General features: G+C 76.6%; 14 protein-coding genes and 1 tRNA gene. 9 read left to right on the forward strand and 6 right to left on the reverse strand.

Annotation, left to right across the window (positions count from 1 at the left end; translation table 11 throughout):
- Positions 1 to 70: 70 nt before the first annotated feature.
- The gene (locus HKK73_RS10460) at positions 71 to 1,213 is read right to left on the reverse strand and encodes an AI-2E family transporter (protein WP_085951296.1); all 1,143 of its coding nucleotides are present in this window, start codon (positions 1,211 to 1,213) and stop codon (positions 71 to 73) included.
- A 379-nt stretch (positions 1,214 to 1,592) separates the two neighbouring features.
- Here HKK73_RS10460 and HKK73_RS10465 point away from each other — a divergent pair.
- Positions 1,593 to 1,680 (forward strand) — tRNA-Leu (locus tag HKK73_RS10465).
- Positions 1,681 to 1,768: 88 nt separating this feature from the next.
- Here the strand turns inward: HKK73_RS10465 and HKK73_RS10470 are convergent.
- The 4 genes from HKK73_RS10470 to HKK73_RS10485 all read right to left on the reverse strand — a co-directional run bounded on the left by HKK73_RS10470 (position 1,769) and on the right by HKK73_RS10485 (position 5,390).
- The gene (locus HKK73_RS10470) at positions 1,769 to 2,260 is read right to left on the reverse strand and encodes a hypothetical protein (protein ID WP_171467950.1); all 492 of its coding nucleotides are present in this window, start codon (positions 2,258 to 2,260) and stop codon (positions 1,769 to 1,771) included.
- Between the two features lie 148 nt (positions 2,261 to 2,408).
- Positions 2,409 to 3,263 (reverse strand): SDR family NAD(P)-dependent oxidoreductase, encoded by an 855-nt coding sequence (locus tag HKK73_RS10475; protein WP_171467951.1) that lies wholly within the window; start codon positions 3,261 to 3,263, stop codon positions 2,409 to 2,411.
- Between the two features lie 101 nt (positions 3,264 to 3,364).
- Positions 3,365 to 4,054 carry a YoaK family protein gene (locus tag HKK73_RS10480; protein ID WP_137280583.1) on the reverse strand — a complete coding sequence of 230 codons (690 nt, stop codon included), beginning with the start codon at positions 4,052 to 4,054 and terminating at the stop codon, positions 3,365 to 3,367.
- Positions 4,055 to 4,124: 70 nt separating this feature from the next.
- The gene (locus tag HKK73_RS10485; RefSeq protein ID WP_171467952.1) at positions 4,125 to 5,390 is read right to left on the reverse strand and encodes a CynX/NimT family MFS transporter; all 1,266 of its coding nucleotides are present in this window, start codon (positions 5,388 to 5,390) and stop codon (positions 4,125 to 4,127) included.
- A gap of 75 nt (positions 5,391 to 5,465) precedes the next feature.
- On the opposite strand from HKK73_RS10485, the gene HKK73_RS10490 reads away from it, so the two are divergent.
- The 8 genes from HKK73_RS10490 (at position 5,466) to HKK73_RS10525 (ending at position 14,624) form a co-directional block, all read left to right on the forward strand.
- Positions 5,466 to 6,143, forward strand: coding sequence for a FadR/GntR family transcriptional regulator (locus HKK73_RS10490; protein ID WP_144723278.1), 678 nt, complete (start codon positions 5,466 to 5,468; stop codon positions 6,141 to 6,143).
- 176 nt (positions 6,144 to 6,319) lie between these two features.
- Positions 6,320 to 6,910, forward strand: coding sequence for a hypothetical protein (locus HKK73_RS10495; RefSeq protein ID WP_171467953.1), 591 nt, complete (start codon positions 6,320 to 6,322; stop codon positions 6,908 to 6,910).
- 199 nt (positions 6,911 to 7,109) lie between these two features.
- Positions 7,110 to 7,868, forward strand: a complete 759-nt coding sequence (locus HKK73_RS10500) for an ABC transporter ATP-binding protein (protein ID WP_114553763.1) — start codon at positions 7,110 to 7,112, stop codon at positions 7,866 to 7,868.
- A complete protein-coding gene (locus tag HKK73_RS10505) occupies positions 7,865 to 8,755 on the forward strand; it encodes an ABC transporter permease subunit (protein ID WP_171467954.1) in 891 nt (296 codons plus the stop codon). Before HKK73_RS10500 ends, HKK73_RS10505 begins: the two co-directional genes overlap by 4 nt.
- A gap of 70 nt (positions 8,756 to 8,825) precedes the next feature.
- Positions 8,826 to 9,599, forward strand: coding sequence for a hypothetical protein (locus HKK73_RS10510; RefSeq protein WP_253705616.1), 774 nt, complete (start codon positions 8,826 to 8,828; stop codon positions 9,597 to 9,599).
- Positions 9,600 to 9,633: 34 nt separating this feature from the next.
- Positions 9,634 to 11,094 carry a sensor histidine kinase gene (locus HKK73_RS10515; protein WP_253705617.1) on the forward strand — a complete coding sequence of 487 codons (1,461 nt, stop codon included), beginning with the start codon at positions 9,634 to 9,636 and terminating at the stop codon, positions 11,092 to 11,094.
- Entirely contained in the window at positions 11,091 to 11,765 is a 675-nt protein-coding gene (locus HKK73_RS10520; RefSeq protein ID WP_171467956.1) for a response regulator transcription factor, read from the forward strand. The genes HKK73_RS10515 and HKK73_RS10520 overlap by 4 nt, the downstream gene beginning before the upstream one ends.
- A gap of 147 nt (positions 11,766 to 11,912) precedes the next feature.
- On the forward strand, positions 11,913 to 14,624 hold the full coding sequence (locus HKK73_RS10525; RefSeq protein WP_171467957.1) for an HAD-IC family P-type ATPase: 2,712 nt from the start codon (positions 11,913 to 11,915) through the stop codon (positions 14,622 to 14,624).
- Positions 14,625 to 14,646: 22 nt separating this feature from the next.
- Here HKK73_RS10525 and HKK73_RS10530 read toward each other — a convergent pair whose 3' ends face one another.
- On the reverse strand, positions 14,647 to 17,328 hold the full coding sequence (locus tag HKK73_RS10530; RefSeq protein WP_171467958.1) for a LuxR C-terminal-related transcriptional regulator: 2,682 nt from the start codon (positions 17,326 to 17,328) through the stop codon (positions 14,647 to 14,649).
- Positions 17,329 to 17,357 lie beyond the last annotated feature (29 nt).

Genomic DNA, 17,357 nt, shown 5'->3' on the forward strand with positions numbered 1-17,357 from the left:
CTCCGTGGCGCGGCAGCGCACGGGTCGATGCGTCCCGGCCGGGCGCCGCCCGGGCGGGGAGGCGCGGCGATCAGCTCGTCGCGCCCTCCGGGGGCGGCGTCACGCCCGGGCCGACGTCCCCGAGGGCGATCTCCTTCGCCGTCGGCAGCTCGTCCTCCATCGGTGGGTCCTTGTGCCGCAGGTGCGAGAACACCGACCACGCGACCGCGACGAGCGGCACCGACACGACCGCGCCGAGGATCCCGGCCAGCAGCGTGCCCGCCGTCACCGCGATCGCGACCACCACCGGGTGGAGCGACACCTGCTTGCCCATGACGAGCGGCTGCAGCACGTGGCCCTCGAACTGCCCGATGAGCGCGATGCCGATCGTCACGATCAGCGCGATGAGGAAGCCCTTGGCCGCGAGCGCGACGATCGCGGCGATGATCATCGCGAGCGGGGCGCCGATGATCGGGATGAACGCCCCGATGAACACGAGGACGGCGAGCGGGGCCGCGAGCGGGACGCCGAGGATCGCGAGGAAGATCCCCGCGAGGATGCCGTCGACGAGCGCGATGATCACCGTGCCGCGCGCGTAGCCGGAGAAGGTGTACCAGCCGGCGCCGCCCGCGATCTTCCAGCTGTCGCGCGAGCGCGACGGGAGCTGGTTGAGGAACCACGTCCACATGTCCTTGCCGCGGGCGAGGAAGAACACCGTGCAGAAGATCGCGAGCGCGATCGCCGCGAAGGCCTCGAAGACCGAGCCCGCGCTCGCCGCGGCCTGGCTCGCGATGTCGCCGCCGTGCTCCGTGAGCCACTGGCGCCCGTTGTCGATCCAGCCGTTGACGTCGTCCGCGGTGATCGTGACCGGCAGCGGGCCGTTCTCGAGGAAGTCGAAGATCTGCTCGATGCCCTGGTCGAACTGCTCCGCGAGGCTCTGCCACTGGCCCGCGACCGACGTGATGACGTACGTCAGCAGGCCCGCGAAGAAGAGCAGGGCCGTGAGGATCGCGAGCCCCGTGGCCAGGCCGCGCGGCATGATCCTGCTGTAGAAGTCGGTCACCGGTCGCAGCACGGACGTGATGACGAGCGCGAGGAAGACCGCCACGAACACGAGCTGCACCTGCGCGGTCGCGAAGAAGACGAGCGCGACGGCCGCGACGATCATGAGCAGGCGCCACGACCAGCCGGCCGTCGTGCGCAGCCAGGCGGGGACCGTCTCGTCGTACCCCACCACCGACGGGTTGCGACGCGCCCCGGCGACCTTGCGCGCCGCGCTCGACGCCCCGGCGAGGTGCTTGACCGACGCCGCCGAGCGGTCGGAGCCGGAGCCCGGCCGAGGTGTCGGTGCCGGGCCTGCCGCGGGTCGCTGCTCGTCCGTCACGCGTGCCTCCGTCGCGTCGTGGCCACCATCCGCCCAGTCTGCCCCAGGTCGTCCCCGCACGCCGGGCGCCGCGCACGGCCTCGCCCGAGGTCACGTCGAGGTCGCGGTCGAGGTAGCGGTCGAGGTCGCGGCCCTGGTCCGGGCCGTGACGGCGATGTGAGGACCACCCCCGAACCGTGCTATGTTTTTCCCCGCACCCGAACGGCGGAAACGCCGGGAAGGTCCACTCGTCCGGGTGGCGGAATGGCAGACGCGCTAGCTTGAGGTGCTAGTGCCCTTTATCGGGCGTGGGGGTTCAAGTCCCCCTCCGGACACCATGATCGAGGCCCCTGGCCTGCGGAGACGCAGACCAGGGGCCTTCGTCGTCCCCGCGGCACACACCAGTCCCCTGGCGCGCACGTGGTGTCAGCGCCCCGGCGGGAGGACGACGTCGTCGCCCGAGGTGAGGATCGTCACGGCCTCGTCCGCGGGCAGGCCGGGCACGACGACGACGCTCGTCGACGGCGCGGTGTCGAGCGTGCAGGGGCGCTCGTCGGTGCCCGCCCGGCGACCGAGGCGGAAGCTCAGCGCGCGCTCCTCGGCGTCCCACGTGTAGTCGACCGGGACGAGCGGGCACGAGCTCGACCCGAACGTCACGACGTTCACGGTCTGCGGCTCGCCGCCGCGCGCGTAGCCGACGGCCGGGGTCTCGGCGTCGGACCACGGGTGCACCTCGCCGCCCTCGGCGGGCAGCCCGAGATACGTGCGATCCGCGACGGACGGGTCGATAGGGTCGGTGGCTGCCGCGCACGCGACGAGGGCGACCGCCGCGCCGATGCTCAGCACCGAGGTGCCGACGAGACGGGCCGTGCGGACGAGGACGGGCAGCTGCGGGTCGATGGCGGGCATGGTGCTCACGCTCGTCCTGAGGCGCCCCGTCCCGGATCGGTCGAACGCGCCGTCCCGACCCGCCCCGGGGCCTCAGCGCGCGCCGCACCTCCTCAGCCCCGGGTGCTCCGAGCCTGAGGTGCCTGAGCACCGGAGGGGCCGCGCCCCACGCGTCGGCTCACGCCGTGACGTTGGCGCTGTCGCCGCCGGTGACCGCGAGGCTCGTGCCGCTGATCATGGACGCCTCCGGCGAGGCGAGGAAGACGACGGCCGGGGCGACGTCCTCCGGCGCGAGCCACGGCACCCCGAGGGGGAGCTTGCTCGCCAGCCCGGCGGCGGCTGCCTGCTCGTCGCGGGCGACGTCGCCGGTGGGCGCCTTCCCCGACGACTCCAGGGCCTGGGCGTACCGCTCCTCGTGGCGCGTCAGGGCGGTGTCGATCAGGCCGGGGATCACGGCGTTGACGGTGATGCCGTGGGGGCGGAGGTCCAGCGCCGCGGACTTCATGAGCCCGATGAGCCCCCACTTGGAGGCCGAGTACGCGCTGCCCTCGAGGGTGCCGTGCTGACCCTGGGTCGACGAGGTGAGGATGATCCGCCCGCCGCCGCGCTCGACGAGCAGCGGCGCCGCGGCGCGCAGCACGTTCGCGGTGCCGGTGAGGTTGACGTCGATCGTGTCGTGCCAGAGCTCGTCGCTCATGTCGAGGACCGAGGCGAAGCCCTGGATCCCGGCGTTGGCGAACACGACGTCGAGGCCACCGAACCGCTCGACGACCTCCCCGAGCGCCGCGCGCACGGCAGCGAGGTCGCGCTGGTCGGCGACCAGCGGCAGCCACGACGCCCCGGCCTCCTCCACGAGCTCGCCGGTCCGCGCGAGATCGGCCGGGCTCGCGGGCTCGTACTCGAGCGCGCGGCTCGCGACGGCCGCGATGTCGAGGCCGGCGACCCGATAGCCCGCCCGCGCGAACGCAACCGCCGTCGCGCGCCCGATCCCGCGCGCCGCGCCGGTGACCACGACCACTCGTCCCTGGCTCATCCCGCTCTCCCTCCGAGGGTGCCGTCCCGCGAGGCTAGCCGCGGGACCGAGGGCTGGCAGCCGGAGCGCGGCTGAGGCGCCCGGCGAGCCCGTCGGGCGCGTCAGCGCGGCGCCACGGCGTCGTGGCGGCGGGCCAGGGCGAGCGTCGTCGAGCCGACCGCGACGAGGACGCCCGCCAGCAGCAGGCCGGCCGCACCGGACCACGACCGCACGACGACGGCGCCGACGGCCGCGCCCGTGCCCATCGCGAGCACGGCCCCCGCGCGTCGGGCCGCGCCCTCTCCGGAACCGCCCGCGAGCGGGCTGCTGAGGGCGAGGTTCACGAGCGTCGTGGTGACGACGACGGTCGAGACGTCCTGGACGTGGGCGCCCCGCGCGGCGACCGCCTGGGCGCCCATCACGAGCGCGAGGGCGGCGGTGAGGGCCAGGACCGCGGGCGTGGGCGGGCGCCCGACGGCGAGCCACAGCGCGCCGCCCGCGACCACGAGCACCGCTCCCCCGGCGAGCACGCCGAGCGCGCGCCGCGGCATCCGCGCGTCGTCGGCGCGCCCCCGGAGCAGCACCCCGCACAGGGCGGCGCCGAGGACGAAGGCGACGAGCGCGACGACGTTGTTGAGCAACGGGATCCCGCCCGCACCGGCGGCGGCGAACCCGACGAAGAGCACGTTGCCCGTCATGTTGCCGGTGAACACCTGGTCGAGCGCGAGGTAGCTCACCGCGTCGACGACGCCCGTCGCCACGGTCAGGACGAGCAGCCCGGCCACGTACGGCCGGTCGCGCGGGTCGGTCATCGTCCGACCGTACGGGCCGGGACCTGCCGCGGCGCGGCGGCCGGGCGCCGCCCCGAGCCCGCGCGCGGCGTCACGCGCCGGCCGCGCGGTCCTCCACGTCGTCCGCCGGGCGGTCGGCGACCACGACGGCGTCGTCGACGAAGCGGGGTCGGCAGGCGAACCAGCCGGCCACGACCCCGGGGACGGCGGTCGCGGCGAGCACGACGAGCGGGACGGACCACGAGCCGGTCGCCTCGCGCAGCAGGCCGAGCCCGAGGGGCCCGAAGCAGGCGATCCCGTACCCGATGCCCTGGACGAAGCCGGACACGGCCGACGCCGCCTGGGCCGTCCGCGTGCGCCGGTTGATGAGCGTCATGCACAGGGGGAAGGTGCTCACCCCGATGCCGAGGGCGCACACCCACACCACCGTGCCGTCGAGCGGGGAGAGCAGGAGGCCCAGGTACCCGGCGACGAGCACCACCGAGCACGCGACCACGACGACGAACGGGTTGGTCATCCGGGTGGCGACCTGGGGCACCACCAGCGCCGCGAGCACGCCCCACGCCGAGTACAGCGCGACCATGGAACCACCGAGCGCCGCGCTGCCCCCTGCGTCGGTGAGGACGGCCGGCACCCACGTGATGATCGCGTAGTTCGACAACGACATCATGGCGAAGAGGCCGACGAGGCCCCACGCGGTGGACGACCGGCCCACCCGGAGGCGCGTGCCGGCCGCCGCGACGGGTGCGGGCGCGTGGTGGGCGGCGGGCAGCCGGAGCGCGAGCAGGAGCCAGACGACGGCGGCCACGGCGGCGGGCCCGGCCCAGAGCCCCACGGACACGCGCCAGCTGCTCGCCTCGGCGACCGGGACCGCGAGCAGCGGGGCGACGAACTGCCCCGTCTGCATGAGGAGGAGGTAGAGCGAGGTCCACAGCGCGAGCCGGTCGGAGAACCACGCCTTCACCAGCGGCACGATGACGACGTTGGCCGCCCCGATGCCCGCGAGCGCGAGCACCGTCGACAGGACGAGCACGGTCGTCGTCGGGGAGGCCGCGCGCAGCACGAGGGACAGCGCGGTGAGCCCCAGCGCCACGGTGGCCGTGCGCTCGAGCCCGAACCGCCGCGTGACCGCGGGCGCGAGGAAGCCGAACACGGCGAACGACGCCGCGGGGACCGTGCCGAGCAGGCCCGCGACGGCGACCCCGAACCCGAGGTCGGTGCCCACCGTCTCCAGCAGCGGGGTGAACCCGGTCACCGCCGTCCGGAGGTTGAGGGCCGTCAGCGCGACGGCGAGACCCGCCCAGAGAGTGAGGCGTCCGGGGCGCACGCGGGGTCGGGAGGGAGAGAGGGTCGTCACGCTACACTCCACACTGAGGTCGACGGATGATGGGATCATGGGATGAATCTGGAGCAGTCTGGCACAGGCGGACCGATGCGTCGAGTAGGCCTCATCGACCAGGCCGCGGCGCGCTTCCGGGACGAGGTCGTCTCGGGTCGCTGGGCGGTCGGCGAACGGATCCCCACGGAGGCCGCGCTCGTGGCGGAGTTCGGCGTCGGGCGCAACACGGTGCGCGAGGCGCTGCAGTCGCTCGTGCACGCCGGGCTGCTGCGCCGCGAGCAGGGCCGCGGCACGTTCGTCATCTCGAGCTCCGAGCTGACCGGCACCCTGGAGCGCCAGCTCGCGGGCGGCAGCCGCCGCCACTACCTCGAGCTCCGCCTCGCCCTCGACAGCACCGCCGCCTCGCTCGCCGCGGCGAGCCGCTCGGACGACGACGTCGAGCACCTGCGCGAGCTCCGCGACCGGCGGGAGGCGGCCTGGGAGGCCGACGACCGCGACGCCCGCGCGCGCGCCGACCTCGACCTGCACCGCGCGATCGTCGCCGCGACGCACAACCCGCTCTACGTCACGCTCTACTCGAGCATGCTCGACGTCTTCACCGTGCACATGCGCGACGAGGAGAACGAGGACGACGAGGCGGCGCACCGCCACCACCACGAGCTGGTCGAGGCCGTCGCGCGGCAGGACGCCGCCGGGGCCGCCGCAGCGGTCGCCGCCATCTTCGGCCCGTTCCTGCCGGGAGCGGACGCCGGGCCCTCCCCTGTCCGGTGAGGCACGGCACCCGGCCGGGCGGCAGGACACGCCGGGACAGCGAGAGGCCCCGTCGTGTGGAGCGACGGGGCCTCTCGATCCGCTGTCTCATTCGGATCCCGCCGGCGCTCTCACGCCGGAAGCATGCCCCCGAGCCTACCGCTCCCGCGCGGACCCGGGTGCCGTAGCGTCGGGGCGTGACCGCGACCACGCCCGGCGACGACCGGGCGGAGCTCCTCTGGCTGCCCGTCGGGGCGGGGGGCCACGTCGTCCGCCGCACGAGCGCCGCGTGGGAGCGCGCCGCCGCGCTGCTCGCGCGGCGGCGTCCCCGCCCGCTGTTCCACGCGGCGCTGGGACTCCGCTGCGACGGGGTGCCGTACGTCGTCGAGATGACCCCCGCGTGGGGCGGCCCGGCGTGCGACCGGGGCGTCGTCGTGACCGGCCCCGTGGGCCTGCGGCCGCTGGGCCGCTCCCGCTGGTTCCGGTACGAGGTCCGCTGCTGGGCGCACGGCGCCATCCCCGACCGGGAGCACGCCGTCGGGCCACCCGTCGTCCTCACGCGCGACGCCGCCGCTGTCGCCCGGATCCTGCGGGCCGTGCACGGCGTCCCGCCGCTCACGTGGGGTCGGCGGCCGCCCGGCGAGGGCGAGATGTGGAACTCGAACTCGCTCGTCGCGTGGTCCCTCGCCCGGGCAGGGCTCGCGACCGACCACGTCCCCCCGGGCGGCGGTCGCGCACCGGGATGGGACGCGGGCGTCCGGGTGGCCGCGAGGACCGCCACCGCCTGACCGTCGTCGTCCCCGCAGGGGCCGCACCCCGTCCCGCCCGGCCGCACCGTCCCACCCGGGCACGACCTCCTCCTCCCCGAGGAGGAGGCGGGAGTGTCGCGGATCTCGGCCGACCGCCCGAGCCGGTGCCCCCGCGGGTCTTCGTAGCGTCGACGACGGCGGTGCCCGACGACCGGGCCCGCGGACGACGGGAGGACCGATGATCCAGGTGGAGGCGCTGACGAAGCGCTACGGACCCACGACGGCGGTGGACGGGCTGACGTTCACGGCGCGGCCCGGGACCGTGACGGGCTTCCTCGGCCCGAACGGCGCCGGGAAGTCGACGACGATGCGCGTCGTCGTCGGGCTGGAGCGGCCGACCTCGGGCGCGGCGACCGTCGACGGCCGGCGGTACGCGGACCTGCCGGCGCCGCTGCGCGCCGTCGGGGTCATGCTCGACGCCCGCTCCGTGCACCCCGGTCGCACGGCGTTCCGCCACCTGACGGCGCTCGCCCGCACGCACGGAATCGGGCGGGCACGCGTGGACGAGGTGATCGGGATGACGGGCCTCGAGAGCGTCGCGGGGCGGCGTGCGGGCACGTTCTCGCTCGGGATGGGCCAGCGTCTCGGCATCGCGGGCGCGCTCCTCGGCGACCCGGGGACGCTCATCCTCGACGAGCCCGTCAACGGCCTGGACCCCGACGGCGTGCTGTGGGTGCGCGGTCTCGTGCGCGGCCTCGCGGCCGAGGGACGCACGGTGCTGCTGTCGTCCCACCTCATGCACGAGCTCGCGCTGTGCGCCGACCGCGTCGTCGTCATCGGCCAGGGCCGGCTGCTCGCCGACGCGCCGGTGTCGGAGCTCGCGGGCGAGGCGGGCTCGCTCGAGGACGCGTACCTGCGGCTCACCGCCGACGCCGTCCAGTACCGCGGCCGTGCCGCGGGCGAGACCGGCCTGGCGTCGGCCGGAGGTGCCCGATGACCGCACCTACCGCCCGGACCGCACCGACCGCGTCGTCGCGGCGTGCGCACCCGGCAGGACCCCGGCCCGCGATCGCCGGTGGCCCCACGCTCCCCCGCGCCGTCGCCGCGGAGTGGACGAGGCTGACGAGCCTGCGCTCGTCGTGGTGGGCGGCCACGCTCACCGTCGCCGTCTCGGCGGTGCTGACGTACCTCTCGGCGCAGGCGTCGTCCGTGGACCCGGGGTTCGACCCGCTCGGCTCCCTCACGTCGGGCCTGCTGCTGGCCCAGGTGCCGCCGCTCGTCCTGGGCGTCCTCGTCGGGACGGGCGAGTACAGCACCGGCACGTTCCGCACGACGTTCGTCGCGGAGCCGCGGCGCTGGCCCGTGCTCGTGGGGCAGACGGCGGCGACCGCCGCGTTCGCGCTGCTCACCGCGGTGATGGCGGTCGCGGCGGCGGTGCTCGCGCTGCTGCCGTCGGCGCGCTCGCGCGACCTCGCCCTCGACCTCGGCGGCGACGGCACGCCGCAGGTGCTCGTCGGCATGACGCTCCTGCTCGCCGGCATGGCCCTGCTCGGCCTCGCGATCGGCGCGCTGGTGCGGCGACCCGTGCCCGCCGTCACCGCCGCGGTGCTCGTCGTGCTCGTCCTGCCCGTCGCGCTCGTCCTCGCGGCCGATCTGTCGGGCGACCCGCTCGCCGCGCCCGCGGGGGTCTCGTCCGCGCAGGCCGCGGTGAACACGGTGGTCACGTTCCTGCCCACCGGGGCGGCGTCGCTGCTTACGGGCGAGGGTGCCGTCGAGGGCGCGCCCGACCTGGGCGCCGTCGGCGGCGGGCTCGTCCTGGCGGCGTGGGTCGTCGTGCCGCTCGCGCTGGCCGCCGTCCGCCTGCGCACGCGGGACGTGGTCTGACGTGGCGGCGACGATCCCCCCGCCGGACCCCGCGCCGACCCGCACCGCGCGCGCGCCGGACCGTCCGCAGGTGACCCTGCTCCGGGTGCTCGCGGCGGAGCGGGACAAGCTGACGAGCCTGCGCTCGACGGCCTGGCTCGCGCTCGCGACCGTCGCCGCGGCGGCGGGGACGGCGTGGGCGCTGGGCGCGTTCGCCCGGCCCGACGCCGGGTCGTCGGGCGCACCGCTCGCCGTCGCGGGGTTCGTGCTCGCCCAGCTCGGCTTCCTCGTGCTCGGCGCGGGCGTCGGCGCCGGGGAGTTCCGGACCGGCACCGCGCGCGTGACGTTCGTCGCGGTCCCTCGCCGCCTGCCCGTGCTCGCGGCGCAGGCGCTCGTGACGGCGGCGGCCGCGCTCGCCGTCGCGGTCCTCGCGCTGGGCGCGGCGCTCGCCGCGACAGCCGGGCAGCGCGCCGACGTCGCGCTCGTGCTCGACCTCGCGGACCGGGAGACGCTGCGCGTCCTCGCAGGCTTCGTGCTCTACCTGACCGGGGTCGCCCTCGTGGGCCTGGGCCTGGGGTCGCTCGTGCGGCGACCGGACGGGGCGCTCGTGGGTGGGGTCGTGCTGCTCGTCGTGCTCGACCACGTGCTCGCGACGAACCCGGGCCGGGTCGCGGACACGGCACGCGCGCTCCTGCCCGGGGCAGGGGCGCGCCTGCTGCAGGACGACGCCCGGCTCGCCGCGCTCGACGCGACGACCCTGGGCCCGCACCTCGGCACGTGGGGCGGGGGTCTCGTCCTCGCGGCGTGGGTCGCCGCGCTGCTCGCGGCGGCGGCGTACCGGCTGCGGCGCCATGACGTCGTCTGACGCGCCGCGCGACGGCCGATGGGAGAGTAGGCCCGTGCCCTCGTCGCCCCTCGCCCTCCCCTCCGCGCCCGGGGCGCACGACGGCGGACCGCGCGCGGAGCCCGACGTCCGGCGGCGCGGCGCCGTCGGCCGCGTGCTCGCGCGGCACCCCTGGGCGACCGACCTCGCGCTCGCGGGCGCGGTCGCGCTGCTCGGGCTCGTCACCGCGGCGGACGCGCTCATGACCGTCGAGGGCTCCACCGGGCTGGGGCTGTTCCACGCCGACGCGCCCGTGGCGCAGGTGGTCGTCACGGCCTGGCTCGTCGGCGCCGCCCTCGGGGCGGCGCTGCTCCTGCTCCGGCGGTCGCGCCCGCTGACCGTCACGGCGATCCTCACCGTCCTGGCCGTCGTGTCGCTCGCGACGGCGGGGGTGCTCGGCGTGCTCGGCGTGTGCCTCGCGTGCGCGGTGCACGCCGTCGCCGCCGAGCGCCCGCCCCGCACGGCATGGGTCGTGTGCGGTGCGGTGCTGTGCGTCGTCGTGGCCGCGCTGTGGTGGAGCCAGGACATAGGGGTCGCCGAGATGCTCCTGTGGAGCGACCCCATCGTCCTGCCGGACGGCGACCCGGTGCGCGACCTCGCGCAACCGCCCTTCTCCCCCGGCAGGCGCTCCGCGTCGGTCTTCCTCCTCGTCGCGCTCCTGCTGCTGGGGATGGCCACCGGCTCGGGGGTGCGGGCGCGCCGGCTGCACGACGAGGACCTCGTCGCGCGCTACCGCGCCCTGGCGCGCGACCGCGACCAGAGCGCGGCGCTCGCCCGGGCCGCCGAGCGGGCGCGGATCGCGCGCGAGATGCACGACGTCGTCGCGCACAGCGTGTCCGTGATGGTCGCGCTGTCCGACGGCGCGGGCGCGGCGCTCGACCGGGCGCCGGACCGCTCGCGCGAGGCCCTGCACGAGCTCTCCCGCACGGGACGGGACGCGCTGGCCGACATGCAGCGCGTCCTCGGCGCGCTCGACCCCGAGGAGGGCAGCGACGGGGCGGGCACCCCGGTCGAGCCGACCGGGACGGACCTCGCGGCCGTCGTCGCACGGTTCCGCGCGGCGGGCGTGCCCGTCGCCGCGAGCGGCCTCGACGTCGCGCTGCCTGCGGACACGTCGCTGCGGCTCGGGGCCGTGCGCATCGTGCAGGAGGCCCTGACCAACGTGCTGCGGCACGCGCCCGGGACGCCGGCGGCCGAGGTCGTCGTGCGTCGCACCGAGCGCGCGGTCGAGATCGACATCCACGACGACGGCGGCACGCGCCCGGGGACCGAGGGCGGGAGCGGGCGCGGCATCGTGGGCATGCGCGAGCGCGCCGCGCTGCTCGGCGGCAGCGTCGAGGCCGGCCCGCGGCCGGGCGGCGGCTGGGCGGTGCACGTCGTCCTGCCCTGCGACCCGGCCGAGGGCGGAGCCCGGAGCGCCCCCGCCCAGGAGCACCCGCACCGTGACGTGCACGACGACGAGGGAGGACGACCGTGACGACCGTGCTGCTCGTCGACGACCAGGCGCTGCTGCGGATGGGCTTCCGGCTCGTCATCGAGTCCGAGCCCGACCTCGAGGTGGTGGGCGAGGCCTCCGACGGACGCGTCGCGCTCGACCAGGTCGCGGCCCTCGCCCCCGACGTCGTCGTCATGGACGTCCGGATGCCCGGCATGGACGGCATCGAGGCGACCCGGCGCGTCGTCGCCGAGCACCCCGGGACGCTCGTGCTCGTGCTCACGACGTTCGACGTGGACGAGTACGCGTTCGCGGCGCTGCGCGCCGGGGCGAGCGGGTTCCTGCTGAAGAACGCGCGCCCGCACGAGCTCGTCGAAGCGATCCGCACCGTCGCGGCAGGGAGCTCGGTCGTCGCGCCCCGCGTGCTGCGCCGCATGCTCGACCTCTTCGCGCCGCACCTGCCCGCGGGCGAGCAGCCGGCCGTCGACGACGGCCTCGACCCCCGGCTGCGCTCCCTCACGCCGCGCGAGCTCGACGTCCTGCGGTGCGTGGCCGAGGGTATGTCGAACGCCGAGATCGCCGACCGCCTCGTACTGTCCGCGACGACCGTGAAGACGCACGTCGGCAACCTCCTGGCCAAGCTGGGCGTGCGCGACCGGGTGCAGGCCGTGATCGTCGCGTACGAGAGCGGGCTCGTGGGGTCGCGCGGCTGAGGCCCGGGCGGCACGCGCGTCGAGCGCGGGCGTCGGCGGCACGTCGCGCACCGGTGCCGCGCCGCCGCGGGGCGTTCACCCCCGCCGGGTGAGGACCCCGCCCGAGCCCGCTGCGACGGTGGGACGAGCGCCCGAGAGGAGCCGAGGATGACGGCTGCACCGATCCCCCGACAGCAGGCACCGGCCCCCACGGGCCCCTGGCACACGGCACCGCCCGAGGCGGTGTGCGCGGCGCTCGACGTCGACCCGGCCGTCGGGCTGACGTCCGCGCAGGTCGCCGAGCGGCGCGCGCGCTACGGGCCGAACGCGCTCGCGCAGGAGCGCAAGGAACGGCCGTGGCAGGCGTTCCTGCGCCAGTACCGCGACCTCATGCAGCTCGTCCTCGTCGGCGCGGCCGTCGTGAGCATCATCGCGCTCGGGGACGTGACGACCGGCGTCGTCGTGCTCGCCCTCACCGTCCTCAACGCGCTCATGGGCCTGCACCAGGAGGGCAAGGCGGCCCAGAGCGTCGCCGCGCTCCAGCAGATGCTCGTCATGACGGCCACCGTGCGCCGCGACGGGCGCCAGGAGCAGGTTCCCGCCGAGGAGCTCGTGCCGGGCGACGTCGTCGGGTTCGAGGCGGGCGGCAAGATCCCCGCGGACGGGCGGCTGCTCGTCGCCGCCTCGCTCGAGATCGAGGAGGCCGGGCTCACCGGCGAGAGCACGCCCGTCGCGAAGGGCGTCGCGGCGGTCACGGCCGACGACGCCCCGCTCGGCGACCGCACCGACATGGCGTACATGAACTCCCAGGTCACGCGCGGGCGCGGCGAGATGGTCGTCACCGCCACGGGCATGACGACCGAGGTGGGCCGCATCTCCGGGATGCTCAGCGGGGTCGAGCAGGACAGGTCGCCGCTCACGCGCCAGCTCGACCGCATCACCGTGATCATCACGGTCATGGCGGCGGTCGCCCTCGTCGTGGTCGTCGTGCTGGGGCTCGTGCGCGGCGAGGACTTCGACAGCCTCTTCGTGGTCGGGATCAGCCTGGCGATCGCCGCGATCCCGACGGGGCTGCCTGCCGTCGTGACGATGCTCCTGTCGCTCGGCACGCGCCGGCTCGCCGACGAGGGCGCGATCGTCAAGCGCCTCAAGTCCGTCGAGACGCTCGGGTCGACGTCGGCGATCTGCTCCGACAAGACCGGGACGCTCACGCTCAACCAGATGACCGCGCGCCGGCTCGTGCTCGCCGGACGCCGGTTCTCCGTCGACGGCGAGGGCTACTCCACGACCGGCCGCATCCTCGCGGCGGCCGGGTCGACCGACGTCCCGCTCGAACCGGTCGCGCTCCCGCTGGCGCTCGCGAGCGACGCCGTCGTGCGCGACGGCGATTGCATCGGCGACCCCACGGAGGGCGCGGTCGTCGTCCTCGCGGCGAAGGCCGGGCTCGACGTCGAGCAGACGCGCGCCGAGCACCCGCGCGTCGCTGAGGTCCCGTTCGACGCCGCGTACAAGCTCATGGCGACGTTCCACGAGATCGACGGCGAGCTCGTGTGCTTCGTCAAGGGCGCCCCGGACGTGCTGCTCGCCCGCTCGGCCCGGTACCTCACGGCCGACGGCGGGTCGGCGCCGCTCGACGACGCGGGCCGCGCGCGCGTCCTCGCGGAGAACGACGCGCTCGCGGGCGAGGGCATGCGGGTGCTGGCCGTCGCGCGGCGCACCGTCGCGCGCGACGAGCTCGGGGGCGACCTGCTCGACGCGGTGCGCGACCTCGAGCTCCTCGCGCTCGTCGGGATCGTGGATCCCCCGCGTCGCGAGGCGCGCGACGCGATCGCCGAGTGCCGCGACGCCGGCATCCGGGTGCGGATGATCACGGGCGACCACGTCACCACGGCCGCGGCGATCGCCGGGCAGCTCGGGATCGAAGGTCGCGCGCTCACGGGCGCCGAGTTCGCCGCGATGTCCGACGCACAGCTCGAGGCGGAGGTCGGCGAGATCGGCGTGGTCGCGCGCGTGGCGCCGGAGGACAAGGTGCGGCTCGTCGACGTGCTCAAGCGCAAGGGCGACGTGGTCGCGATGACGGGCGACGGCGTCAACGACGCCCCCGCCCTGACGCGCGCGGACATCGGCGTCGCGATGGGGATCACGGGCACCGAGGTGACGAAGGACGCCGCCGAGATGATCCTCACCGACGACAACTTCGCCACGATCGTGGCGGCGGTCGAGGGCGGCCGCGGCCTCTACGACAACCTCATGAAGTACATCCGCTTCCAGATGGTCGTCCTCGTCGGGTTCATCCTCACGTTCGTCGGCGCGGGCATCTTCACCGTCGCCGGGGGCACCCCGCTCACGCCGCTGCAGATCCTGTGGGTCAACTTCGCGATCGACGTGCTGCTCGCCGTCGGCCTCGGCTTCGACGCCGCGACGCCCGGCCTCATGCGGCGTCGCCCCCGCCCGCCCACCGAGCCGGTCATCGGGCGCGCGCTCGGCGTGCGGCTCGCCGTCGGGGGCGTGCTCATCGCCGTCGGCACGCTCGTCGCCGTCGCGTGGGGCGAGGCCGACGCCGACCTCGCGGTCGCGACGACGATGGGCCTCACCGCGATGTCGCTCCTGCACGTCGTCGCCGCGCTCGAGTGGCGCGACCCGCGGGCGAGCATCCTGTCGTCCGAGACGCTCGCGAACGGCCGCTTCGTCGTGCTCCTGCTCGCGTCGCTCGGGCTCACGTTCCTCGTCACGACGCTCGACGGGCTGCAGCGGATCTTCGGCACCGTCGACCTCGACGGCGGCCAGTGGGGCGTGTGCGCGCTCGTCGCGCTCGCCTTCCTCGTCCTCGTCGAGCTCGGGAAGCTCGTGCTGCGCACGGTGGACCGGCGCCGCGCCTGAGCGCGTCTCCTCGGAAGACCCGTCAGGGCACGACGCCGAGCTCGCGGCCGCGCCGCACCGCCTCGCGCCGCGAGCCGACGCCGAGCTTGCGGTAGACCGACTTCAGGTGCGCCTTGACGGTGTTGACCGACACGAAGAGGTCGGCGGCCACCTCGGCGTTGCTCGCCATCGACGGCAGGACGGCGAGGACCGCGAGCTCGCGCTCGGTGAGCGGCTCGACGAGCGGGACCGGCTCCGGTGCCCGGCCCGGCGCGTCCAGGTGGGTGCGCAGCAGCGCGGCGAGCGCGTCGTCGCGGCGCGCGACCGTGCGCGCGAGCGGCTCGTCGAGCTCGGTGCCCCGGACGGCGAGGAACGGCCGGACGACCCGCTCGGCGGCGGCCAGGTCGAGAGCCCGCCCGAGCGGGGCGTCGACGCGGCGCGTGCCCGCCCGGGCGAGCGCGGACGCCTCGACGAGCGCCGCCTCCACCCGCACGACGACGTCCCCCTCCTCCCCCGGCGCGTCCCCGAGGCCCGCCACGGCGCGCTCCGCCGCCCCGGTGCGGCCCGCCGCCAAAAGCTCGCGCGCACCGCAGACCGCGACGACCGCGGCGCTCCCGAGGCGTTCGCGCGCGAGGCGCGCCCCGAGCGCCGGGCCCGTGCCGTCGTCGACCAGACGCGCGGCCGCCGTGGCGCGCACCCACAGGTCCGCGAGCACAGGGGGCGTCGCGGACCGCCCCAGGGCGCGGTCCGCGGCGACGAGCGCCTGCCGCGCGGCGCGCGCGTGCCCGCGGTCCGCGGCGACGAGCGCCTGCAGCAGCCGGACGGCCGCCTCGGACGCAGGCTCGCGCCCGCCGGCGTCCGCCGCGAGGGCGTGCGCGAGGTGCCGGTCGAGCCCGTCGTCCGACGCCCGGAGGTACCGCACCCACGCGCGCGCCGCGTGCGCGGGCCGCACGTGCGCGTACCCGTCCCAGCCGCGGCGCTCCGCCTCGACGAGCACCTCACTCGCTGCCGCGTCCCCCTTGTCGAGCCGACCGGCGACCACGGCGAGGAGCGCCGCGGCGGCGCGCGCCCCGAGGACGTAGAGCTGCGGGGCGCGCCACGACCGGCCACCGGGGGCGGCGAGCGTCCCCGACGTCGTCTCCCCCGCCGGCTCGGGGCCGACCGCGCACCATGCGAGGCCCGCCGCGCGGTGCGCCCGCGCGAGGCCCCGGTACGTCTCGAGGGCGGGGAACGGGTACGGCACCGCGTCCGCCGCGGCGAGCGCCGCGCCCGCGGCCGTCGCGAGGGCCCGCACGTCGCCGGTCGACCGCGCGGCGGACGCGGCGAGCAGCTCGAGGAGCACCGCGGCGGCGGGATCGGCCACCGGGTCCGCGGCCGGGGCGAGGAGGTCGCGCGCCCGCGCGACGTGGAGCCGCACGGCGTCGAACCGCTCGTCGACGGACGCGAGCGCCCCCGCGCACAGGTGCAGGCGGGCGTCGGGCCGCAGGGTCGCGTACGGCACGCGCCGCAGGACCTGGGCGACGGTCTCGCGGTGCGGCCCCGCGAGCTCCGCCGCCGCGCCCTCGACGAACACCTCGCCGAGCAGCGGCCAGTCCTCCGCCGCCGCCGCGTGCTCCAGGGCGCGCAGCGCCTGCCCGTCCTGCGCGAACCAGCGCGCCGCGGCCTGGTGCGCCTCGCGCAGGCCCGCCGGGTCCTCGGTCCGCAGCTGGTGCAGGAGCATCTCGCGCAGGAGCGGGTGGTAGCGGTACCAGGTGCGCCGGCCGCCCGACGTCATGACGAAACCGTCCGCCGCGGCGAGTCCGGGGAGCAGCCGGTCCGTCGGCGCCCCCGGGTCGAGGACGGCCGCGAGGTCGGGGCACACCGCCGACGCCACGCTCGTGCGCAGGAGGAAGCGTCGGGCCTCGGGCCCCTGGCTGTCGAGGACCTCGGCGAGGAGGAACTCCGCCGCCGAGCGGGCGGCGCGCGCCCGGCTCGTCGCGTCGTGCTCCTCGACGCGCAGCCGCACCCCGACGGCCCAGCCGCCGGTCTCGCCGACGACGCGGCCGGCGTCGCCCGCGGCGAGGTCGCGTCCCTGCGCCGTCGCCAGCGCCGCGACCGCGGGGGCGTCGAACGCGAGCTCGGCGGCGCCGACCTCCGTCATCTCGCCCTGCGCGCGCAGGCGCTGCAGGCGCAGGAGCGGGTCGACGCGGGTGAGGACCACGAGGTGCAGGGGCAGCCGGTAGCGCAGGAGGTCGTCCACCGTCGCCGCGACCTCGGCGCACGCGGCGTGGTGGAAGTCGTCGAGCACGAGGACCACGGGCTCGGGCAGCGCCTCGATCGCCGCGAGCACGCGGCGCAGGAGGGCGGGCGTGAGGCGCGGCGGCACGACGAGGGTCTCGAGCGGGTGCCCCGCGGGCACCGCCCCGGCCGCCCGCAGCGCCGCGAGCACGTCGGCCCAGAAGGCCGCCGGCTTGTCGTCGAACGGCTCGAGCGTCAGCCACGCGACCCGCGGGCCGGTGCCGCCGCGCGCCCACCGCGCCGCGACGGTCGTCTTCCCCCAGCCCGGGCCCGCCGACACGAGGGTGAGGCGGCGCGTGGCCGCCGCCGCGACGAGCGCTTCGACCTCCGGGCGGCCCACCGTGGACGGGGGCAGCTCGGGGACGGTGGTGCGGGCGCGCGAGGTCCCGGAGGCGTCCGTGACGTGCGTCACGTCCTCCGGCTCGGCACGGGGCTCGACCGAGGCCATGGGGGCAGGGTATTCCCGGGGCCCCCGGA

Source organism: Cellulosimicrobium sp. 72-3 (assembly GCF_013127315.1).
GTDB lineage: Bacteria > Actinomycetota > Actinomycetes > Actinomycetales > Cellulomonadaceae > Cellulosimicrobium > Cellulosimicrobium funkei.